This window comes from Nocardia sp. NBC_01009 (assembly GCF_045208035.1).
Classification (GTDB): Bacteria; Actinomycetota; Actinomycetes; order Mycobacteriales; family Mycobacteriaceae; genus Nocardia.
Genome location: NZ_CP108695.1, coordinates 7330239 through 7352470, shown reverse-complemented (window position 1 = coordinate 7352470; position 22232 = coordinate 7330239). Strand labels below are relative to the sequence as shown.

Genomic DNA, 22232 nt, shown 5'->3' with positions numbered 1-22232 from the left:
TGTCGGTTCCGGCACCGTCGGTGTCCACAGGTCTGGTGAATTGGGGCGGGGGTCATCCGTCCCACGTGGTCACCAGATCGCGCATCCGGCTGTCAGCCTACCGACGGAAGTCAAGCCGATAGATCGACGAGGATGCGCATGCCCGGTTTGGGGGATAACGCACCGCGCCGCTGGTGGTCCTACGCTTCGGTGTCGCCTGCCTTGGTCGTGGTGCCGTCCGTGTCCGTGTCCGTGTCCGTGTCCGTGTCGGCAGGCTCGGCCGCGAGGTCCTTCGCCTCCGCGCGCTCCGCTTCTGCCTTTCCCTTCTCGGCCTCTTTCTGCTCGGCCTCGACCTTGGCCTCCCAGGCCGCGGCCTCCGCGGCGAACAGGTCCGGGATCCGGCCACCCGACGCGTCGATCAGATCGCGCAGCCGGTCGTAGCTGACTGCGGGAAGTTTCACATCGTTGTCGTCGGTGAGGTGGGCGCGCACGAACCCGCGCTTGGGGATCGTCACCCCCGCAACCTGTGACCAGTCGAGGTGCCGTGCACCGAATACGGTGCGCAGATCCAGCCCGTCTTCGGAGACGGTGGTCCTGGTGCGATAGATCCACACCGCCACCGCGACGGGGATCAGCAGCAGCCACCACAGCGCGATCGGCCAGCCGACGAACGGGAAGAACACGCAGAACAACAGCACCAGTACACCCAGGTAGGCCAGCTGCGGCACCCGGATGATCTTTGCGGCCCGCGGCGGCTGCGCCGGGTCCGTCGAGCTACCCGTATCCGATCCGTCGTCGGAGATGTGGGATGATTTAGCCGGTGGCACGGACTGATGCGGTGATGACACACCACCATCCTCGCATCATGGTGGACAGACTCGAGCACCCACTCTGTCTCACATAATGGGACTTGTTTGACTGATCGGCTCGCGCACACATACCGTCATGCGCGTGAATCGAACCGAGTTGCTCGTAATCGGCCGGCGCGTCCAGCGTTGAGCCTGACTATCTGAGTCGAATACGTCAGCTCGCGCGCGACGCGCCACCCTCGAACAGCCATGCTGTCGGGGGCTTTTTTGTGTTCGGACTATCGATACCGAGTTCCGGACCACGGCGCGACGCATGCACCGCGTGCACAGCAAGTGTTGTCCGGGGTACGAACGACAAGCAGTGAGGAAACCAAGACGGTGAGCGCACCAACCGCCCGGCCAGGGCCCTCGGCCCGCAGGCCGGCGCCCTCGGCGAATCAGCCGGCATCGCCCGCTGGCATCCCGACGAACGCGGCGAACCGCCGCCAGGTCCCGCCCGAGCGGGTCACCGGCGCGCAGTCGGTCGTCCGTTCGCTCGAGGAACTCGGCGTCGACACTGTATTCGGCATTCCCGGCGGCGCGATTCTTCCGGTGTACGACCCGCTTTTCGACTCCGTCAAGGTGCGCCACGTGCTGGTGCGCCACGAGCAGGGTGCGGGCCACGCCGCGACCGGATATGCCCAGGCCACCGGCAAGGTCGGCGTGTGCATGGCCACTTCGGGCCCCGGCGCGACCAACCTGGTCACCCCGATCGCCGACGCCCAGATGGACTCGGTTCCGATCGTCGCCATCACCGGCCAGGTCGGCCGCAGCCTGATCGGCACGGACGCGTTCCAGGAAGCCGACATCTCCGGCATCACCATGCCGATCACCAAGCACAACTTCCTCATCACCGAGGGCGTCGACATCCCGCGCATCATGGCCGAGGCGTTCTATCTGGCCGCGAGCGGTCGTCCCGGCGCGGTGCTCGTCGACATCCCGAAGGACGTGCTGCAGGCGAACACCACCTTCAGCTGGCCGCCGGAGATGCGGCTGCCCGGCTACCGTCCGGTCACCAAGCCGCACGGCAAGCAGGTGCGCGAGGCGGCCAGGCTGATCATGGAAGCCAAGCAGCCCGTGCTCTATGTCGGCGGTGGCGTGATCAAGGCCGATGCCTCGGCCGAGCTGCTCGAACTGGCCGAACTGACCGGCATCCCGGTGGTCACCACCCTGATGGCGCGCGGCGCGTTCCCGGACAGTCACACATTGAACATGGGCATGCCCGGCATGCACGGCACTGTCGGCGCGGTCGGCGCGCTGCAGAAGTCTGATCTGCTGATCACCCTCGGCGCGCGTTTCGACGACCGCGTGACCGGCCAGTTGGATTCCTTCGCACCCGATGCCAAGGTGATCCACGCCGACATCGACCCGGCCGAGATCGGCAAGAACCGGCACGCCGACGTCCCGATCGTCGGTGACTGCCGCGAGGTGATCGCCGAGCTGATCGAGACGCTGAAGTCCGATCCCGCCACCACCTCGGCGCCGCTGCTCGCACTCGGCGAATGGTGGAAGTACCTCGACGGCATCCGCAAGAGCTACCCGCTCGGTTGGAACACGCCGAGCGACGGTTCGCTCTCACCCGAATTCGTCATCGATGCGCTCGGCCGGCTGGCCGGACCCGACGCGATCTATTGCGCGGGCGTCGGGCAGCACCAGATGTGGGCCGCCCAGTTCATCAAGTACGAGAAGCCGCGCACCTGGCTGAACTCCGGCGGTCTCGGCACCATGGGCTACGCCGTTCCGGCCGCCATGGGCGCCAAGATGGGCGCACCGGACAAAGAGGTGTGGGCGATCGACGGTGACGGCTGCTTCCAGATGACCAACCAGGAGTTGGCCACCTGCGCGGTGGAGGGCGTCCCGATCAAGGTCGCGCTGATCAACAACGGCAACCTCGGCATGGTCCGGCAGTGGCAGACGCTGTTCTACGAACAGCGTTACTCCAACACCGATCTCGGCACGCACACCCTGCGTATCCCCGACTTCGTCAAGCTCGCCGAAGCACTCGGCTGCCACGGCATCCGGGTCGAGCGGGAAGAAGACGTCGAGGCCGCCATCCGTGAGGCGCAGTCCATCAACGATCGTCCCGTGGTGATCGACTTCATCGTCGGCAAGGACGCCCAGGTGTGGCCGATGGTCGCCGCGGGCACCAGCAACGACGAGATCATGGCCGCGCGCGGCATCCGCCCGCTGTTCGACGAGGACGAGTCGGCCGCCGAGCCCGCCGTGATCCACGAAGCCATGTCGCACCAGCACGAAGAGGACAAGGTGAACGAAGGATGAGCACGACTCATACCCTCAGCGTGCTGGTGGAGGACAAGCCCGGTGTGCTCGCGCGAGTTGCGGCGCTGTTCTCTCGCCGTGGCTTCAATATCGAGTCGCTCGCGGTCGGCGGCACCGAGCTGCCCGAGATCTCCCGCATGACCATCGTCGTCACCGTCGACGACCTGCCGCTCGAGCAGGTCACCAAGCAGCTCAACAAGCTGATCAACGTCATCAAGATCGTCGAGCAGGACTCCGACGCCTCGGTGGCCCGTGAACTGATCCTGGTCAAGGTGCGCGCTGACGCCAGTGTGCGGACCCAGGTGATCGAGGCCGTCACCCTCTTCCGGGCGAAGGTCATCGATGTGTCCCCGGACGCGCTCACCGTCGAGGCGACCGGAACCCGGTCCAAGCTCGACGCGCTGCTGCGCATGCTCGAACCGTTCGGAATTCGCGAGATCGTGCAGTCCGGAGTTGTCGCAGTCGGTCGTGGTCCGAAGTCGATTACGGCTACCCGCTAGGGTGCGAGCCGTTGATCGCAGCGACCAGCTAATCTTGCTGCGATCAACGGTCGGCGTACCGCAAGCCCCGTGTACGCGGGGAAGATCCCATTTGCACATTCAGCACCTGCGTCCGCACGGTGCGCTCCCCGCCGAGGCGGGGCTGATCCTTCAGAAGGGAACCAACCAGTGGCAGTCGAGATGTTCTACGACGACGACGCCGACCTGTCGATCATCCAGGGCCGCAAGGTCGCTGTCATCGGCTACGGCAGCCAGGGCCACGCGCACTCGCTGAGCCTGCGCGACTCCGGCGTCGACGTTCGCGTCGGCCTGGCCGAGGGTTCGAAGTCGCGTCCGAAGGCCGAAGAGGCCGGTCTGACCGTCGGCACCCCCGCCGAGGTCGCGGCGTGGGCCGACGTGATCATGGTGCTCGCCCCCGACACCGCGCAGGCGTCGATCTTCACCAACGACATCGAGCCCAACCTGAAGGACGGCGACGCGCTGTTCTTCGGCCACGGCCTCAACATCCACTTCGGTCTGATCAAGGCTCCGGCCGACATCACCGTCGCGATGGTCGCCCCGAAGGGCCCCGGCCACCTGGTCCGTCGTCAGTTCGTCGACGGCAAGGGCGTTCCGGCCCTGATCGCGGTCGACCAGGACCCCAAGGGCGAGGGCCAGGCCCTGGCGCTGTCCTACGCCAAGGGCATCGGCGGCACCCGCGCCGGCGTCATCAAGACCACCTTCAAGGAAGAGACCGAGACCGACCTCTTCGGTGAGCAGGCCGTGCTCTGCGGCGGCACCGAGGAACTGGTCAAGACCGGTTTCGAGGTCATGGTCGAGGCGGGCTACGCGCCGGAGATGGCGTACTTCGAGGTCCTGCACGAGCTGAAGCTCATCGTCGACCTGATGTACGAGGGCGGTATCGCCCGCATGAACTACTCGGTCTCCGACACCGCCGAGTTCGGTGGCTACCTGTCGGGCCCGCGGGTCATCGACGCCGACACCAAGAAGCGCATGCAGGACATCCTGAAGGACATCCAGGACGGCAGCTTCGTCAAGCGTCTCGTCGCGAACGTCGAGGGCGGCAACAAGGAGCTCGAGGGTCTGCGTAAGGCGAACGCCGAGCACCCGATCGAGGTCACCGGCGCCAAGCTGCGCGGCCTGATGAGCTGGGTCGACCGGCCGATCACCGAGACCGCCTGAGTCTCGGTCGAATAGCGCGAACGGCCCGGCACCTGAATGGTGCCGGGCCGTCGTCTGTTCGGTCAGGTCTGCCGAGACAGCACCGGACTATTGAGATTTATGGCGCCGGCCGGTTGTTGGGTTCATCGGGCTGGCCGGGTTGTTCGGATTCATAGGGTTATTCGGGTTGCCCGGGTAGTCGGGGCTCAGCGGGTTGGCCGGATTGCTCGGGTTGAGCGGACTCTGCGGGTTATTGGGGTTATTGAGGTTGTGCGGGTTGAGGGGGCTGTGCGGGTTTTCCGGATTGGAGAGGCTGCCATCCCAATTGCGGTCGGCCTGTTCGCGCCACGCGCGCTCGCACTCGTCCCGCCGCTCGGAGGTTTCGGGGTTGACACAGTCCTCGGGCATGAGTTGCCCGATTTCCGTTGCGGCTGCGGGGGGCGTCACTGGGGCGGCCGAGGCCGGAATTGCCAACGCGGTCAAGGGAGCAGCGGCGATCGTCGCTGCAAAGGACACCCTGGCCAGCATTCGGCGGGGAATGGTCGTCGAGAACACCATGAATTCTTTGTGATTCTGCTGGGGCATCGCGCTCACCGCCGTTGTGGCACACGATGATCGGCGTCGCGCATCCAGCAGGCTGAAATCGAAGTCCATGCGGGCGGAACCCCCGACAGCGGCTTTCCGGTGACGTGCCGCTTAGTCCCGCCCGATCCAGCAACTAGCTGCTGCCGAACATTCCGCGTGGGAAGAGGTGACGGGGGAACCCCCCACGGTCGTCGTAACGTCCGCGGTCGTGACGACCGCGGTCATCCCAACCGCCACGATCGCAGTCGTCCCAACGGCCGTCGCTGTGATTCCAGTCGTCCCACGGGCCGCGGCGGTCGCAATCCCAGTTGTTGTCCCACGGGTCGTGCCGGTGGTGCCGGACTTCGGTAATCGCAGGACCATCGGCTGCGACTTCCGCCGAGGCCGGAACCGCCAAGGCGGTCAATGGAACTGCGACAAACGCGCCGGCGATAGCGACACGTGCCAATCTCCGGCGTGGAGTAGTCGACTTTGTTGTCGAGAACACCATGGATCCTTTCTCTCTTTTCGGTGAACCGCGCGTCCACCATCCCTCTGTGAGGGTCTGCTCTTGTGGGGCGAAAGCCCATCGGGCAGCTCGGGATCGAGGTCGCGATCGTCGCCGTCATGAGTGTCTCTGAGACCCGAAGGCGTCGACCGGACGTTCTACACTCTGCCGGACTTCGGCCGAAAGACAATGGGGCTAACACCATTACAGGGAAGTTTCATCCTTTGGTATGACGAGTCCCCTAACCCAGGGGTATCAGGACTCAGGGTCTGCTCCGGCGCGGCCGCGATGCGATACGGCCCGGTAGGCGGGACGGCGAAACCCGCTGCGTACAGACCTTCTAGACTGTTACCGATGAGTAAGTTCTTTGGTTCGGTGGACGAGGTGACCCGGCGACTCACCGACGCCGGATACCTGCCGTCCCTCGACATCGCCACCGCGGTTTTCCTCGCGGGGCATCTCGGCAAACCGCTGTTGATCGAGGGCCCCGCGGGCGTCGGCAAGACCGAACTGGCCAAGGCCGTCGCGACCGCGACAACCGCCGATCTCGTGCGCCTGCAATGCTACGAGGGCATCGACGAGGCCCGCGCCCTCTACGAGTGGAACCACGCCAAACAACTGCTGCGCATCACCGCGACCGCCAACGAAAGCTGGGACAGCACCCGTGACCACGTCTTCACCGAAGAATTCCTGCTCGCCCGCCCCCTGCTCGCCGCGATCCGCAACCCGAACCCGACGGTCCTGCTCATCGATGAACTGGACAAGGCCGACGTCGAACTCGAAGGGATGCTCCTGGAGGTGCTCGGCGACTACCAGGTGAGCATCCCCGAACTCGGCACCATCACCGCCGTCGGCACGCCCTTCGCCCTCGTCACCTCCAACGCCAACCGCGACCTGTCCGAGGCACTGAAGCGGCGGTGCCTATATCTCCACATCGACTATCCGACAGCCGAATTGGAGCGCGCGATCGTCCGGATGAAGGTCCCCGAGCTGGACCAGGCATTGTCCGAACCCTTGGTCGGCGTCGTCGGCGCCCTCCGCGAACTGCCCTTGCGCAAAGCACCCTCGATCGCCGAAACCCTCGACTGGGCAAGAACTCTCGCCGCTCTCGGCGCCCGCAATATCACCAGCGCCATCGTCGGCTCCACTCTCGGCGTCCTGCTCAAGTACCAATCCGACCATCGCATCGCGATCGAACGGCTCGGCCTGCTCGGCGCGGATGGGGCGAATGGGAAGGATGCGGTGAAGTGACGAGGCGTCGCGTTACGGCAGGGGGGTTCGCGCCGGTCGGCTCTGCTGCCCCGATGTGTTTCGCTGCGGTGGTGCCGAACGACGATTCGGTAGGAAGCGTGCTATGACTGCACCCGCGCGGCGTGGGCGACCCGACCGGCCCGCCGAGTCCATGACCGATCGCCTCGTCGATTTCGTCGGCCTGCTCCGCGACCACGGCATCCACGCGGGTCCCAGCGAAACCATCGACGCCGCCGAGGCGATCCTCGTTCTCGGCCTATCCGATCGGAACCGACTGCGCTCGGGGTTGGCGGCAACCCTGTTGCGCCGCAACGGCCAACGCGCTGTCTTCGATCAGCTCTTCGACCTGTACTTCCTCGCCACCGACCCGCTGGAGTCGGTACGTCCCGCCGATCCGGAGTCCGCAGACGCGCTGCGCGATCGGCTGGTTTCCGCACTGGCGCAAGACGATCGCGCGGCCGCCACCGAACTCGCTCGACAAGCACTGACCGAACTCGGCGGCTACGGGGGAGCCGGAACAGGCCAGAGCTCGGGCCCGGTCACCACTGCCTCCGGCGCAGGCTGGTCCTCCTACCTGACCATGAAAGCCCTACGCCCAGAAGACCTGATCGACCGCATCGTCGCAGGCATGGGCGGATCCACCGGCGAATTCGACACCACCGTGCGCACCATCGAAGCCAACCGCCGCCTCACCCAATTCCGCACCGCAGTCCAAACCGAGGCCCGCCTCCGCTCCGCCCAACTCCGTGGCACCGAATACATCGCCCGCCGCGGCATCCAATCCAGCACCGACCAAGTCGACTTCCTCGGCGCCCGCGAACAAGACCTGGCCGAAATGCGCCGCCTCGTCAACCCTTTGGCCCGCAAGCTCGCCACCCGCTTGGCGGCCCGCCGCCGCAAATCCGTCCGTGGCCACATCGACATGCGCCGCACCCTCCGCCGCTCCATGGCCACCGGCGGCGTCCCCATCGACCCGGTCCTGCGCGCCCGCAAACACGGCCGCCCCGATCTCGTGGTCCTGGCCGACCTCTCCGGCTCGGTCACCGGCTTCGCCGAATTCACCCTCCAACTGGTCCAAGCCCTCCAAGACCAATTCAGCAAGGTCCGCAGCTTCGGCTTCATAGACACCTGCGACGAAATCACCCCCTTCTTCACCCCCGGCGAACTCCCCACCCCCGGCACCGCCGCCCGAATAGTCCGCACCGCCAACGTCACCCGCTTCGGCAGCAGCAACTACGGCGAATCCCTCCAGGGTTTCGTAGACAACTACCTCGACGCCCTCGGTCCGCGCACTTCTCTGCTGATCCTCGGCGACGCCCGCACCAACCGCACCGACCCGAATCTCACTGCCCTACAAGCAATGACCACCCGAGCCAAACACACCTACTGGCTCAACCCGGAGCCCGGCCGCTCTTGGTCTACTGGCGACTCCGCCGCCCAGGTGTACGCCGAGCACGTCACGATGCATGAGTGCCGCAACGTCAAACAGCTCGCCGAGGTGATCGCCCGCCTCTTGCCGGCCTGACCTGAAGCGGTTCCCGACGTGCAACATCCAGGAACTGTGATGGGTCGGATTTGCCGTCGCTCGTTCCGACGCCAGCCGAGCGGCGGCGTTGCAGGCAAGCATCGGATTGCTTGCTCCGTGGGCACGTGCCGCCGCTGTGGCGCTGGAATGCGCTGTGAAAGCGAAGACTCCTTACGACTTGCTCACGCCAGGCCGCAGTGGCCGCGATAGATACCGCCGGTCGCAGTAGGCGTGCCCGACAGCGACGATCAAGCGTGTGGCCGGAAGGTCTGCCCCTGCGCGTCCCCCTCGACCGCCTCGACATACGACCGCGCAACGACGCCGGCAGGAGTTCCGTCGGCGGGATCGAGGCCCATGCTCGCCAGTGTCTCCGCGACCCAGCCAGGGCCGACGGCGTTCAGCCGCAGGCGGCGGGGCATTTCGATCGCGGCATGCGCTACGAATGCCTCCAGGCCCGCATTGACCAGAGCGCCGAAGGAGCCGCCGACCATCGGACGCTCGAATACGCCGCTGGTCAACGTGATCGAGCCGCCATCACGTAGCTGCTGGATTGCGCGGTGGACGAGGTGCAGTTGGCCGAGCAATTTGCCCTGCAGCCCGCGGGTGAAGTCGTTGTCCGAGTTCAGGGGCGTGAGCTTGCCGCTTGCCGCGGTGACCACGACGGCGTCCACGTCCCGGACGGTCTCGAAGAGTGCGTCGATCGAGGCGTTGTCGTCCATGTCCACGCGCACCGGCCCACGTCGAGAGGCCTGCACCACCTCGTGGTTCTTCTCGAGCGTTTCGGCAACGGCCGAGCCGATGGTCCCACTGGCCCCGACAACGATGATCTTCATACGACCCTTCTTCGAAGCTCATACCACATACAGGCATGCAGGTGAGGGTAGTGGCGCGGGCTGATCGGATTCCTGTGGTTTCCTTGCGAGCTACCTGCCGCGAGCGGGCAGGTAGCTCGGCCAACGCCTCAGATCAGTGGCGGACCTCGGCTACTGCAACCGGGCGGCGCTCCCGCCGCGAAAGTTCGCAGGCCTCAGCGATATAGAACGCCTCCAGGGCATCGGCCGCTGTGCAAGGGCTGTCGATCTCCCCGGTCGCGACGGACAGGAACGCCGCGAGCTCGTCGGTGTACGCGCGCCGGAAGCGCTCCATGAAGCCCGGATAGGCAGGAAGAGGTGAGGGAACGTAGTCGGGTTCGACGGAGGTCAACGGCGCTCGGTCGTCGAGACCGACGATCGCGTTGCCTCGGGAGCCGAGTGCTTCCAGGCGGACGTCGTAGCCTGCGCCGTTGTAGCGGGCCAGGGAAACGGTTGCGAGGGTGCCGTCGTCGAGGCGCAGGATTACCGCGGCGGTGTCGACGTCGCCCGCATCGGCGAAGAATTGTTCGCCTCGGTTGGTGCCGGTGGCGTAGACCTCCTCCACTTCGCGGCCGGTCACCCAGCGGATGATGTCGAAATCGTGAACGCCGCAGTCACGGAACAGCCCTCCGGAGCGGGGGATGTATTCGGCGGGTGGGGGTGCGGGGTCGAGGGTGGTGGCGCGGACGGTGTGCAGCCAGCCGAGGTCGCCGGAGGCGATGGCGGCGCGGGCGGCGCGGTAGCCGGCGTCGAAGCGGCGTTGGAAGCCGATTTGCACTGGGACGGTCGAGTTTTCGATGTGTTCGATGACGGCGAGGGTGCCTTGGATATCGGCAGCGACCGGCTTTTCGCAGAAGACAGGGATGCCTTGGTCGACGGCACGGGTGATGAGTTCGGGGTGGGAGTCGGTGGCTGTCGCGATGATCAGGCCGTCGAGGTCGGAGGCGAACAGGGCGTCGAGGTCGGGCACCGCTTGAACGCCGAGCTTTCCGGCCGCGGCGCGGGCTCGTTCGGCGTCGGCGTCGGCGACGATGACACTGCCGACGCCGGCGAGGTGTTTCAGGGTTTCGGCGTGTGAGGTGCCGATTCGTCCGGTGCCTGCCAGGCCCAAGGTGACGGGTGTCGGGGATGTCATCGTCGCTCCTCCTGGTGAAAACTCATCGTGTGGTGGGAAATTCGAGCCCATGGGGATTCGAAGTGGCCCGCGGGGCCTGGTTCAGCTGCGGGGCGCTGCGGTCGTTGCGCGAGTGACAAGGGCGGGCTGTAGGCGGCGTCGGACCGGCTCGGTGCGGCCGTCGCGGAGGCGTTCGGTCAGCGCTTCGATTGCCAAGCGGCCCATTCGGGTGCGGGGCTGGTCGATGGTGGTCAGTGAAACGTGGCGCAGCGCGGCCAGGGAGGTGTTGTCGTAGCCGACGATGGAGACGTCGTGTGGAACGCGCAGTCCCGCTTCTTCCAACGCGGACATCGCACCGACGGCGTTGAAGTCGTTGCTGCACACCAGTGCGGTGGGGAAGTTGTGGTGGGAGAAGAGGTTCAAAAGCTTCTGGACGGCGGCGATGCCCGCCGAGTCGGTGTGCTCGCTGGGGATGATCATCGGTTCCAGGCCGTGGCGGGCCATGGTGTCGCGATAGCCGCGGCGACGCGCCGCGGAGGTGAAGGCGGCGCCGCCGTCGAGGTGCACGATGCGGCGATGGCCGAGGGAGACGAGGTGGCCGACGGCCAGCGCAGCGCCGACCTCGCCGTCGTCGTTGACGGTGTCGACGTCGGGGATGGTGGAGCTGCGCGAGATCAGCACGACCGGTCCCTGCTGTGCCGCATCGCGAATCGCGGCGGCGGGCAGCACCGGTGACAGCAGGATGATGCCGCCGGGGCGGAACGACAGCAGGCTCTCCAAGGCGGTGCGTTCGCGGGCGGCGCTGCGACGGCCGGTGTTGAGGATCAGTTCGAACCCGGCGTCCTGTGCCGCGGTGTCCATGCCTTCGACGACATCGGCGAAGAAGGGATTGCGCAGGTCGGAGACCATGACGCCGATGATGTTCGACGTTCGGCTCGCTAATGATCGCGCCATGATGTGCGGCTGGTAGCCGAGGTCTTTGGCGGCCGCCAGCACGGCGCGGCGGCGGTGCTCGCTCACCTTGGGGGAGTCGCGCATGACGAGGGAGACCAGGGCCCGGGAGACACCGGCGCGCGCCGCGACGTCTTCCATGGTCGGTCGCGCCATGTCGCCTCCGTTCCGCGTGTGGTGATCCGTGCAGTGTCGGACGTTACAAGGTCGGCGCGCGCTAATCAATAGAGCGCTCTAATTGGACATTCTTCACTTCATCGGCGCTGTCAGTTTGTCCTGGTTGGCGATATAGTCGCAGGTCGTAGCGATATTCTGGCCAACGATGCGGTACTTGACACACTATGACCCACGTTACATAGTTGGAGCGCTCCAATAGTTCGGAGCGTTACACGTCGATCGACACCGAAGGTCGGAGAAGTCCCGATGACCGAACCTCTCTACCCGCTGCGTATCGCGGCCGCGCCAATCTCCTGGGGAGTCTGTGAAGTCCCCGGTTGGGGACACGTGCTCGACGCACGGACCGTCTTGACCGAGATGGTCACCCTCGGGATCTCCGCGATGGAGCTCGGTCCACCCGGCTATCTACCGCAGGATCCGGTCGAATTGCGCTCGCTGCTGGACGGGTTCGGCATCAGCGCGGTCGGCGGTTTCCTCGCACTCGCGCTGCATCAGGATGCGCCCAGCGCCGTCGAGGCCGCGCGGAAGACCGCCGAACTGTTCGCCGCGACAGGCGCGGAGGTGCTCGTCCTCGCAGCCGCGACGGGACTCGACGGGTACGACACTCGGCCGCCGCTCTCGGATGCACAGTGGCGCACCCTCGTCGAAACCGCCGCCGCAATCCGCGATGTCGCCGCTGAGCACGGCCTGCGCACCACGCTGCATCCGCACGTGGGTACCTGTGTCGAGACCGCGGCGGAGGTCGAACGCTTCCTCGCCGACTCGGAGCTCGACATCTGCCTCGACACGGGCCATCTGCTCATCGGCGGCACCGACCCGGTCGGCCTTGCACAGCAAAATCCCCACCGGATCGGGCATATTCATCTCAAGGACGTGCGCAGTGCGCTGGCGGACGAAGTACGCAGTGGCGCACTCGAATACAGCGAGGCGGTCCGGCGCGGGCTCTATGTCCCCCTCGGTGCGGGCGACGTCGACGTCGAAGCTCTCGTGCGCAGCGTGCACCAGGCCGGATACCAGGGCTGGTACGTCATCGAACAGGACACCGCTCTCGGCCAGGACGCCGGTGCCCAGCTGCCGAGCCGGGATACCCTCCGCAGTCTGCGCCACCTCGCGGGCATCGGCGCCGCACTGACATCGGCTCGAATCTAGTGGGGAAAGTGATGACAACGATGTCTCTACGAGCACACCGCCTCGCACCCGGCGTCATGTCGTGGTGGCGTGGGTCGCGGCGCATCCTGCCATGGGTTGCGGCGACCGCCGTCCTCGCGGCCTGCAGCGGACCGGGCACCGACGCCCCCGCCTCGACGCAATCACCCATTGCCGCAGGCACATTGAACTCGGTCGCAGTGGTAACGCACGGCAGCCCCGGCGATGCCTTCTGGAATGTCGTCAAGAACGGGGCCGAGGCGGCGGGCAAGGACCTCGGAGTCCGCGTCGAGTACAACTCGGCGGGCGATCCGGGACAGCAGGCGAAACTCATCGACAACGCCGTCGCGCAAGGGGTGGACGGCCTCGTCGTATCAATGGCGAATCCCGAAGCGCTGCGGCCCTCCATCGAAAAGGCAGTCACGGCGGGCATTCCGGTGGTGACCATCAACTCGGGTGAGAGCGAAAGCGCCAAGTTCGGTGCAATCGGTCATGTCGGGCAGAGCGAGTCGCTGGCCGGCCAGTCCGCAGGCAAGCGGCTGGCCGATGCCGGACGCAAGAAGCTGCTCTGCGTAATCCACGAGGCGGGCAATATCGGCGCCAATCAGCGTTGCGAGGGCGCCACCAAGGCATTCGGCAACGGGTCCACGCTGCAGGTGGACATCAACAATCCGACCGACGCACAGTCCCGCATCAAGGGCGCGTTGGAGGCCGACAGATCCATCGACGCGGTGCTGACACTGAATTCACAGGTCGCCGCGCGTGCAGTGGATGCGGTGCAGGAATCGCAGTCGGCCGCCACGGTCGCGACGTTCGATCTCAATACCGATGTGGTCGATGCGATTCGAGCAGGCAAGCTGCTCTTCGCGGTGGATCAGCAGCAATTCGAACAGGGCTATCTGCCGGTGGTGCTGCTGCAGCTGTCGCGAACGAACCTGAACCTCGTCGGTGGTGGCGCACCGGTGCAGACCGGCCCCGCCTTCGTCGACAAGAACAACGTCGATGCCGTCGCTGCGCTCGTGGCGCAGGGCACGCGGTGAGATCGGAGTGGATCACATGAGTACTGCCACAAAAACTTCCGACGTCACCGTGAGTGAGCCGCCGGAGGGTCCCTCGCTGTTCCAGCGACTGATCGTGCGACCGGAGATCGGCGCGCTCCTGGGCGCGCTGCTGGTATTCGCATTCTTCTCGATCATTACCGACCGGTTCCTCAGCGCACTCGGCATCGCGACCTGGCTCGACGATTCCTCCACGCTCGGGATCATGGCCGTCGCGGTGGCGCTGCTGATGATCGGCGGCGAGTTCGATCTGTCGGCAGGCGTGATGACCGCCTCCACCGCATTGGTGACCGCGTTGCTCGCGGTCAACGCGGGGTGGAATGTCTGGGCGGCCCTGGTGGTTTCGCTGGTGTTCGCGCTGACCGTCGGTGCGTTCAACGGCTGGCTGGTGATGCGCACCGGGCTGCCGAGCTTCATCGTCACCCTCGGCACTTTCCTTGCGCTGCAAGGTCTCAACCTCGGTGTCACCCGGCTGGTCACCGGAACCGTTCAGGTGTCGGGCATTCGCAGCGCTGACGGCTACAACTCGGCGGGGTGGGTGTTCGCATCAACCTTGAATATCGGTGACACCCACCTGCAAGCCTCGGTCGTTTGGTGGATCGTGCTGACCGCGATCGCTGCAGTTGTCCTGGTGCGCACCAAATTCGGGAACTGGATCTTCGCGGTCGGCGGCTCACTGCCGAGCGCCCGCGCTGTCGGTGTTCCCGCGGATCGGACGAAGATCGTGTTGTTCATGACCACCGCGTTCGCGGGCTGGGTCGTCGGCTCCTGCAGCATCCTGCGGTTCGCCAGTGTGCAGGCCAATCAGGGTGTCGGGTTGGAGTTGCATTACATCATCGCGGCCGTGGTCGGCGGCTGCCTGCTGACCGGTGGGTTCGGTTCGGCGATCGGCGCCGCACTGGGTGCGCTGATCTTCGGTATGGCCCGCCAGGGCATTGTGTTCGCCCGTTGGGACAGCGACTGGTTCATGCTGTTCCTCGGCGTGCTGCTGCTGGCTGCTGTGCTGGTCAACAATAGATTCCAGAAGCGAGCCGAGAGGGTACGCCGATGACTACTCCACTGATCGAAGCGATCGATATCGGCAAGAGCTACGGCGGTGTCGTCGCGCTGCGGGATGTCACCACGGTGGTGAACGCGGGACAGGTCACCTGCATCCTCGGCGACAACGGTGCGGGCAAATCGACCCTCATCAAGATTCTGGCCGGTGTCCATCAGCACGACCACGGCGAACTGCGCGTCGAGGGCGAGATCACCCGATTCGCCTCGCCCCGAGAGGCTTTGGACCGTGGCATCGCGACGGTGTATCAGGACCTCGCCGTCGTCCCGCTGATGAGCGTCTGGCGCAACTTTGTCCTCGGCTCGGAGCCGACGGTCGGATACGGTCCGCTGCGGTTGCTCGATCGAGGCAAGGGACGCGAGATCGCGCGACAGGCGTTGGTGGACATGGGGATCGAAATCCGCGATATGGAGCAGCCGGTCGGGACCTTGTCCGGCGGCCAACGACAGTGCGTCGCCATTGCCCGTGCCGTGCACTACGGGGCCAAGGTGCTGATTCTCGACGAGCCGACCGCGGCCCTCGGTGTGAAACAAGCCGGTGTGGTGCTGAAATACGTCGTGCAGGCACGTGATCGCGGGCTCGGAGTCATCCTGATCACTCACAATCCGCACCACGCCTACCCGGTCGGCGACCGGTTCCTGCTGCTCAAACGGGGTGCGATGCTCGGCTCCTATGAGAAATCGGAGATCGACGTCTCGGAGCTGACCCGCCAAATGGCGGGCGGCGCGGAGCTGGACGCGCTCCAACACGAGCTAGAGCGTGTGGTGACGCCGTGACGGCTATCCGAATATCGGTCGATGTCCCCGGCGCGCGAAGGAGCGCGGTGACAAGAAATGTCACGAGCGGCCCGATCAGGATCGTGCGTCCGACCGCTGCTGCACGACAGGCGGTGGCGTTGTGACCGGGCTGGAAGCACTCACCATCGGACGAGTCGGCGTCGATCTGTATCCACAGCAGAGCGGCGTCGGACTGGCTGAAGTCGAGACCTTCGCAAAGTTCTTGGGCGGCACTGCGACCAACGTCGCGGTCGCCGCCGCTCGACTCGGCAGGCGTACCGCCGTGCTGACCAAGGTCGGACCGGACGGCTTCGGCGGTTTCGTGCGCTCGGCGCTGACGGGCTTCGGCGTATCGGCCGAGTACGTCACGACGGCGCCGAATCTGTTGACCCCCGTGGTCTTCTGCGAGCTCGACCCGCCCGCCGACCCGCCGCTGTTGTTCTACCGCGCGCCCATCGCCCCGGATCTCACCATCGAACCGGACGAGGTGCCCTGGGATGTGGTGGATGCTGTTGCGCTGCTGTGGGTTACCGGCACCGGTGTGAGCGCGGAACCGGCCCGTTCCACCCAGCGATCCATACTCGAACGCCGTGCCCGCCGCGGGCACACGGTGCTCGACCTCGACTATCGGCCGATGTTCTGGCCGGACGAGGCGACCGCGCATACCGAGATCAGCTGGATGCTCGACCACGTGAACGTGGTGGTGGGCAACCGCACCGAAGTGCAGGTGGCGGTCGGCACCGCCGATCCGGACGAGGCAGCCGACCGACTGCTTGCCCGCGGTGTGCGGCTTGCGGTGATCAAGCGCGGCGCCGAGGGTGTGCTCGTCGCGACCGAATCCGGACGCTGGTCGGTGCCGCCGTGCCCGGTCGAGGTGATGTGCGGGCTCGGCGCGGGCGATGGGTTCGGTGGCGCGTTGATCCACGGTCTGCTGTCGGACTGGGATCCGCAGCGGATCGCCACCTATGCCAACGCCGCAGGTGCGTTGGTGGCATCGCGACTGGCGTGTGCCGACGCGATGCCGACGAACGCCGAGATCGAGGAGGTGCTGTGTATCTGACCGATGAGCGCTGGCAGGAACTACTGCGTGTGCGCGCAACCGACCCGGCGGCGATCGAACGGGCCTATGCCAAGCGGCATAGGCGTCCAGGTCTGTTGTCGGAGAAGGAAACACTCTTCCTCGTCGCCGCCGACCATCCGGCGCGTGGCGCGCTCGGCGTCGGCTCGGATCTGACGGCGATGGCGGACCGCCGCACGCTGCTGGAACGGCTACTCGTTGCGCTGGCCCACCCGGAGGTGGACGGTGTGCTCGGCTCCCCGGACGTGGTCGAGGAACTACTGCTGCTCGACGCGCTGGACGACAAGATCGTCATCGGCTCGATGAACCGCGGTGGTCTGGCAGGCGCGGAGTGGGAGATCGACGACCGCTTCACCGGGTACGACGCCGACGCACTGGTCCGCTTCCGCCTCGACGGCGGCAAAATGCTGCTGCGTCTCGTCGACTCGGACGCGGGCACCATCCCGACGCTGCACGCGTGCGCACAAGCTGTTTCGGAGCTGGCCGGACACGGTCTGATGGCGATGGTCGAACCGTTGCCCTACCACCGCGACGCCGCGGGCGCCCTGGTGATGAGCAGGGATGCGCCCGCGCTGGCCAGAGCGATCACGGTAGCGTCCGGCCTCGGCGTCACCTCCGCCTATACGTGGTTGAAAATCCCTGCGCCGCAGGACTTCTCCGTGCTGGATGCGACGACGCTGCCGGTCGTGGTGCTCGGTGGTGCGCCGTCGGGCGACCCGGCCGCCGATCTCGCCTCCTGGGGTGGCGCACTCGGCCACGACGTGGTCCGCGGCCTTGTTGTCGGCCGCACGCTGCTCTATCCGCCTGACGGTGACGTTGCAGCCGCAGTGGATGCAGCCGCCCAGGTTCTGAAAGAGGCGCGATGAACGCCGCACTCGTCGCCCTTGGTCGCGGTACGTGCGGCGACCTGGTGATGAGTCTGCCCGAATCGGGCGGCCGACTCAGCGACGATTCGGTCATCGAGGTGGTGCACCGGGTACGAGTGTGCGGGGTTGTCAGGTGGCCGCACCACCCTTCGCCGGGCGGCGAGGTCACGACATCAGGAGAAACAGCGGTCCAGGTCCTGAAGGAGGTCCGATGATCACGCCCGGGGTCGAAACGCCAACGCCGCGTCACTCGAGCCCGACGATTTCAGCGGGGGACGTTCCATGGCTGCGGCAAAGGTCGTGTGGGGCTGTACATCATGTGCCACTCGGCAACGGGGCTCGGTGGCAGTGGCGGGCCGGGCGGGAGGTGCGATGAATCTGCATCGGCGGGCCGGGACGTTGAGCGACGGGGTGGATCCGGTGCTGCTCACCGTGGAAGCGGCGGGATGGAGTTACGCCGGGCTGCGGGTCCTGCGATTGGGGGCGGCGGAGGCGCGTGCGGTGCACACCGGGGAGTACGAGGCGTTCGTTCTGCCGTTGGCGGGGTCGTGCACGGTGCGGGTGGACGGTCTGGAATTCGTCTTGAACGGCCGGGATTCGGTGTTCACGCGGGTGACCGACTTCGCCTACGTGCCACGTGATGCCGAGGTCGAGCTGTCGACGGTGGATGGCGTCGAGGTTGCGCTGCCGATGGCGCGGTGCGGGAATCGATTGGCGCCGAGATATGGTCCGGCGGAGCAGGTTCCAGTCGAGGTGCGTGGTGCGGGGCCTGCGACTCGGCAGGTCACGAGTTTCGGCGTACCCGGGATATGGGATCACGCCGACAAACTCAACGCATGCGAGCTGATCACCCCGGACGGCAACTGGTCCTCGTACCCGCCGCACAAGCACGACGAGGCGAGCGAATGCGAAGTGGTCAATGAGGAGATCTACTACTTCCGCATCGCGGGGCGCGACGGGATCACCACGTCCGGCGAGGGTTTCGGCATGCATCGGACCTACACCGCCGACGGCGCGCTGGAGGAGAACGTAATAGTCCGCGATGGCGACGTTTTCCTGGTGCCACGCGGCTACCACGGACCGTGCATCGCGGCCCCCGGCTATCCGATGTACTACCTCAACGTGCTGGCAGGGCCGGCCCCCGAACGCTCGATGGCCTTCTGCGACGACCCGGCGCACACCTGGGTGCGCGACAGCTGGGCGGGACAGCCGACCGACCCCCGCTGTCCGGTCACCGACCACGAAGGCCGGTGCCGATGAATCCGCCCATTGCCGGGGCGCTCACCGGCCCTCCGGCCGACAGGTGCGAGGCAATGTTGGCGATTCATGTGTGCGGCTCGTCCCATCGACCCCGCCGCACGGTCACCGCTCACGAAGGACTCCGCTCATGAAACTAGTTGTGGCGCATGTATCGCGGAGCCATGAGGCCGCGCGATCTTCTGATAAAACCCCTGGCAATGGTCGTGGCTACCCGCGTTGCGTGGCGGCCGACCTCGAAGGACGGAGCGCATGAAGCAGACCGCGGCCCAAGCGTTGGTGGCGTGGCTGATCGCCCAGCGGTCGGAGACCATCGACGGGCATGAAGTGCCTTTGTTTCCAGCAGTGTTCGCGATATTCGGGCACGGCAACGTGCTCGGCCTCGGTACCGCGCTGCAAGAGCGCCGCGACGAGATACCGGTCTGGCGTGGACACACCGAGGAGGGGATGGCGTTGGCGGCGGTGGGACTGGCCAAGGCGACCCATCGGCGGCAGGTCGGGGTTGCGACCTCGTCCATCGGGCCCGGCGCACTGAACATGGTGACGGCGGCCGGTGTTGCGCATGCGAATCGGCTTCCGCTGCTGCTGCTTCCCGGTGACACGTTCACCACGCGCGCGCCGGATCCGGTGCTGCAGCAGGTGGAGCATTTCGGCGACGGGACGCTCACCGTGAACGACGCCTTTCGGGCCGTGAGCCGCTATTTCGATCGAATCACCCGGCCCGAGCAGTTGCTCGCGACGCTGCCCCAGGTGGCGCGGGTCCTCACCGACGCGGCTGATGCCGGGCCGGTGACACTGGCGCTGCCGCAAGACGTCCAGGCCGAGATCTACGACTTTCCGGAGTCGTTCTTCGAACCGGTCGTGCATCGCGTGGTCCGGTCCCGCGCGGATCAGCGATCCCTGGCCGATGCCGCTGCGGTGCTACGGGCGTCGTCGCGGCCGCTGCTGGTGCTCGGCGGCGGAGTTCGCTACTCCGGAGCGGCCGGAGGAGCGGTGGAACTCGCTGAGCGGCACGGGATCCCGATCGTCGAGACGACGGCAGGCCGCACCTTGATCCCGCATCAGCACCCCCTGTATGCCGGACCGCTCGGCGTCACCGGCTCGGCTTCGGCCAACACGATGGCCGGCGCGGCCGACCTGGTGCTCGCGGTGGGCACCCGGCTACAGGACTTCACGACGGCCTCCTGGACGGTGTTCGCCCCCGACGCCACCCTGGTCACGATCAATGCGGCCCGCTTCGACGCTGTCAAACACGGCGCGCTCGCGGTCGTGGGTGATGCCGCTGCGGCGCTCCGGGATCTCGCCGTGCAGCTCGACCCGAATACGCTCGGGCCGCAGGAGATTCGACGCTCCGATGACACCGACGCCGAGTGGCGAGTCGATGCCGACTGGACGGCACGAGCGGCCGCGGTGCGCGCCGAATGGGACGCCCACATCGACACGTTGCGCGCCCCGACCACCGGCCCGCCCACCTACGCCCAGGTGGTCGGCGTCGTCAACGAGCTGAGCGGGCCGGACGACTACGTCATGACCGCTTCCGGCGGCATGCCCGGCGAACTCGTCGGCGGCTGGCGCGCCACCGGCGGCGCACCGACGATAGATGTCGAATACGGCTTCTCCTGTATGGGATACGAGATCGCGGGCGCCTGGGGCGCGGCAATGGCACACGATGGCCTGGTCACCACCATGCTCGGCGATGGTTCCTATCTCATGCTGAACTCCGAGCTGTTCTCGGCGGCCTTCGCCGGCCACCCGCTGGTCGCCGTCGTCTGCGACAACGACGGCTACGCGGTGATCGCTCGGCTGCAGGAAGGCCAGGGCGGCGAACCGTTCAACAACTTCTACGCCAACTGCCGCACCAACCACGCCGAACCACCACGAGTCGACTTCGCCGCCCACGCGCGCGCCCTGGGCTGCGCCGTATTCACGGCCACCGACCTGGACGAGGTCCGCAACGCCTACGCCCAGGCCCGCACCGCCGCCCGCGTCGAGTCGCGCCCGGCCGTGCTGGTGGTGCGCACCCAGCCGTCTGCATGGACCGAAGCCGGCGCCTGGTGGGAGGTCGGTGTGCCGGAGCACCTCTCCGGCCGAGCGGCGTATGAGGAATCGAAGGCGCGCCAGGTGCGGTATTTGTAGTCAGCAATGCAGGCTGTGCCGGTCGCGCCCCCGCAACTGGCGATCGGCGGTGACACCGGACGAAAATATCCGTTCGGGTCGGTTCGGGCGGGTAGCCTCCGCCTATGGGCCCCCTTGCGGATGCCGAAGTTGTCGCTTTTGTGCCGTCGTCGGACCTGACTCGGTCCGGCAAGTTCTTTGTGGAGGTCCTCGGTCTGACGATCGTGGAGGCGACGCTGTATGCGGTGGTCGCGCGCGGCGCGGGCACGACGGTCCGCATCACCCTGGTGAACGAGGTTGCTCCGCAACCGTTCACTGTGCTCGGCTGGGTTGTGCCCGACATCGGCCGAGCCGTCGCCGATCTGACCGAACACGGGGTGGTGTTCCTCCGCTACCAGGGGATGCCTCAGGACGCCGCCGGGGTGTGGGCTTCGCCGAGTGGTGACAAGGTTGCCTGGTTCGCCGACCCGGACGGAAATGTGCTGTCCCTGACCGAGTTTGCCGGCTAGCTAGCTGGTTACCGGTGCCTGCTGAGGTGTTGTCGTCAGTGTGCACCCGACCGCGAGAATCCACAGCATGGTGAGGCCGCCGACGGAGGCCGTCGTGCCCCAGCCGTTCGCCGCATAGAAATCGGCCGGTGTGTTCCCGAAGAACAGCGACGGGACGAACGCGATGTTGATCAGGGCAAGTACCAAGGCCGACCAGCCGGCCCAGCGCGGTAGCAGCGCGGTTCGCAGTATCGCGAAGCCGAAGGTCACGAAGAACAAGGTCTCGAGCAGCCGGGAGATCGTGCCGTACAAGATGTAGGTGCCGCTGACCGTGATGGTCGGATCGATCGGTTCCGGCGCTTCGATCACAGCGCCGACCTCCAGGCCCATCGAGACGAAGGCGACCGCCAGCCACATCAGTCCCGCGGTGGCGGCGACCGAACCGACCCATGCGTAGTCGGTCTGCTTCAGCAGGTAACCCAGACCCGACATGAAGGCGACGAGCAGGGGAAGCCCCGTGAGCCCGAACATGCTGCGGGTCAAGACATTCGAGTCGGGCGGCGCACCGTCGTAGACGAAGTACAGCGGCAGTTCGATCAGGGTCAGAACGGCCGCGACGAGACCGGCTATTCCGGTAGTGCGGCGTATTGCGTCGATGTCCATATGCTCTTGCTTTCGAGGA

At 66.4% G+C, this 22232-nt stretch carries 20 protein-coding genes and 1 pseudogene; 15 read left to right on the top strand and 6 right to left on the bottom strand.

Going from position 1 to position 22232, the window contains the following annotated elements; genetic code table 11:
* Nucleotides 1–179 precede the first annotated feature (179 nt).
* Nucleotides 180–827 (bottom strand): PH domain-containing protein, encoded by a 648-nt coding sequence (locus OHA42_RS33140; RefSeq protein WP_406231785.1) that lies wholly within the window; start codon nt 825–827, stop codon nt 180–182.
* Between the two features lie 339 nt (nt 828–1166).
* Between OHA42_RS33140 and OHA42_RS33135 the strand changes: the two genes are divergently transcribed.
* The 3 genes from OHA42_RS33135 (at nt 1167) to ilvC (ending at nt 4789) form a co-directional block, all read left to right on the top strand.
* Nucleotides 1167–3107 carry an acetolactate synthase large subunit gene (locus OHA42_RS33135; RefSeq protein WP_406231783.1) on the top strand — a complete coding sequence of 647 codons (1941 nt, stop codon included), beginning with the start codon at nt 1167–1169 and terminating at the stop codon, nt 3105–3107.
* Nucleotides 3104–3607 carry an acetolactate synthase small subunit gene (gene ilvN / locus OHA42_RS33130; RefSeq protein WP_328404326.1) on the top strand — a complete coding sequence of 168 codons (504 nt, stop codon included), beginning with the start codon at nt 3104–3106 and terminating at the stop codon, nt 3605–3607. The genes OHA42_RS33135 and ilvN overlap by 4 nt, the downstream gene beginning before the upstream one ends.
* Nucleotides 3608–3787: 180 nt before the next feature.
* Nucleotides 3788–4789, top strand: coding sequence for a ketol-acid reductoisomerase (gene ilvC, locus OHA42_RS33125; protein ID WP_328413285.1), 1002 nt, complete (start codon nt 3788–3790; stop codon nt 4787–4789).
* Nucleotides 4790–4876: 87 nt separating this feature from the next.
* Here the strand turns inward: ilvC and OHA42_RS33120 are convergent.
* Nucleotides 4877–5083 (bottom strand): annotated as a pseudogene (locus tag OHA42_RS33120) (hypothetical protein); the annotation flags it as partial.
* Between the two features lie 1111 nt (nt 5084–6194).
* On the opposite strand from OHA42_RS33120, the gene OHA42_RS33115 reads away from it, so the two are divergent.
* Together OHA42_RS33115 and OHA42_RS33110 are read left to right on the top strand one after the other, a co-directional pair.
* Nucleotides 6195–7091 (top strand): AAA family ATPase, encoded by an 897-nt coding sequence (locus OHA42_RS33115; protein ID WP_406231781.1) that lies wholly within the window; start codon nt 6195–6197, stop codon nt 7089–7091.
* A 103-nt stretch (nt 7092–7194) separates the two neighbouring features.
* Entirely contained in the window at nt 7195–8616 is a 1422-nt protein-coding gene (locus OHA42_RS33110) for a vWA domain-containing protein (RefSeq protein WP_406231779.1), read from the top strand.
* 248 nt (nt 8617–8864) lie between these two features.
* Here the strand turns inward: OHA42_RS33110 and OHA42_RS33105 are convergent, their stop codons facing one another.
* The 3 genes from OHA42_RS33105 to OHA42_RS33095 form a co-directional block, all read right to left on the bottom strand.
* Nucleotides 8865–9449, bottom strand: coding sequence for a short chain dehydrogenase (locus tag OHA42_RS33105; RefSeq protein ID WP_406231777.1), 585 nt, complete (start codon nt 9447–9449; stop codon nt 8865–8867).
* Between the two features lie 133 nt (nt 9450–9582).
* Complete coding sequence (locus OHA42_RS33100; protein WP_406231775.1) at nt 9583–10602, bottom strand: Gfo/Idh/MocA family oxidoreductase; 1020 nt, start codon at nt 10600–10602, stop codon at nt 9583–9585.
* 81 nt (nt 10603–10683) lie between these two features.
* Nucleotides 10684–11688: a LacI family DNA-binding transcriptional regulator gene (locus tag OHA42_RS33095; RefSeq protein ID WP_406231773.1), complete on the bottom strand. Its 1005-nt coding sequence runs from the start codon at nt 11686–11688 to the stop codon at nt 10684–10686.
* Nucleotides 11689–11955: 267 nt separating this feature from the next.
* Here OHA42_RS33095 and OHA42_RS33090 point away from each other — a divergent pair, with 267 nt between their 5' ends.
* The 10 genes from OHA42_RS33090 (at nt 11956) to OHA42_RS33045 (ending at nt 21571) form a co-directional block, all read left to right on the top strand.
* Complete coding sequence (locus OHA42_RS33090) at nt 11956–12858, top strand: TIM barrel protein (protein WP_406231771.1); 903 nt, start codon at nt 11956–11958, stop codon at nt 12856–12858.
* A gap of 11 nt (nt 12859–12869) precedes the next feature.
* Entirely contained in the window at nt 12870–13895 is a 1026-nt protein-coding gene (locus OHA42_RS33085; protein ID WP_406231769.1) for a sugar ABC transporter substrate-binding protein, read from the top strand.
* A gap of 16 nt (nt 13896–13911) precedes the next feature.
* Nucleotides 13912–14964, top strand: a complete 1053-nt coding sequence (locus tag OHA42_RS33080) for an ABC transporter permease (protein WP_328404296.1) — start codon at nt 13912–13914, stop codon at nt 14962–14964.
* Nucleotides 14961–15746, top strand: a complete 786-nt coding sequence (locus tag OHA42_RS33075) for an ATP-binding cassette domain-containing protein (protein WP_406231767.1) — start codon at nt 14961–14963, stop codon at nt 15744–15746. The genes OHA42_RS33080 and OHA42_RS33075 overlap by 4 nt, the downstream gene beginning before the upstream one ends.
* 121 nt (nt 15747–15867) lie before the next feature.
* On the top strand, nt 15868–16806 hold the full coding sequence (gene iolC, locus OHA42_RS33070) for a 5-dehydro-2-deoxygluconokinase (protein WP_406231765.1): 939 nt from the start codon (nt 15868–15870) through the stop codon (nt 16804–16806).
* Complete coding sequence (locus tag OHA42_RS33065; RefSeq protein WP_406231763.1) at nt 16797–17690, top strand: aldolase; 894 nt, start codon at nt 16797–16799, stop codon at nt 17688–17690. The genes iolC and OHA42_RS33065 overlap by 10 nt, the downstream gene beginning before the upstream one ends.
* Nucleotides 17687–17905 (top strand): hypothetical protein, encoded by a 219-nt coding sequence (locus tag OHA42_RS33060; RefSeq protein ID WP_406231762.1) that lies wholly within the window; start codon nt 17687–17689, stop codon nt 17903–17905. The genes OHA42_RS33065 and OHA42_RS33060 overlap by 4 nt, the downstream gene beginning before the upstream one ends.
* Before the next feature lie 157 nt (nt 17906–18062).
* Nucleotides 18063–18950 carry a 5-deoxy-glucuronate isomerase gene (iolB, locus tag OHA42_RS33055; RefSeq protein WP_406231760.1) on the top strand — a complete coding sequence of 296 codons (888 nt, stop codon included), beginning with the start codon at nt 18063–18065 and terminating at the stop codon, nt 18948–18950.
* 249 nt (nt 18951–19199) lie between these two features.
* Nucleotides 19200–21083, top strand: a complete 1884-nt coding sequence (gene iolD, locus OHA42_RS33050) for a 3D-(3,5/4)-trihydroxycyclohexane-1,2-dione acylhydrolase (decyclizing) (RefSeq protein WP_406231758.1) — start codon at nt 19200–19202, stop codon at nt 21081–21083.
* A 104-nt stretch (nt 21084–21187) separates the two neighbouring features.
* Nucleotides 21188–21571 (top strand): VOC family protein, encoded by a 384-nt coding sequence (locus OHA42_RS33045; RefSeq protein WP_406231756.1) that lies wholly within the window; start codon nt 21188–21190, stop codon nt 21569–21571.
* Here the strand turns inward: OHA42_RS33045 and OHA42_RS33040 are convergent, their stop codons facing one another.
* Nucleotides 21572–22213, bottom strand: a complete 642-nt coding sequence (locus OHA42_RS33040; RefSeq protein ID WP_406231754.1) for a hypothetical protein — start codon at nt 22211–22213, stop codon at nt 21572–21574.
* Between the last annotated feature and the right edge of the window lie 19 nt (nt 22214–22232).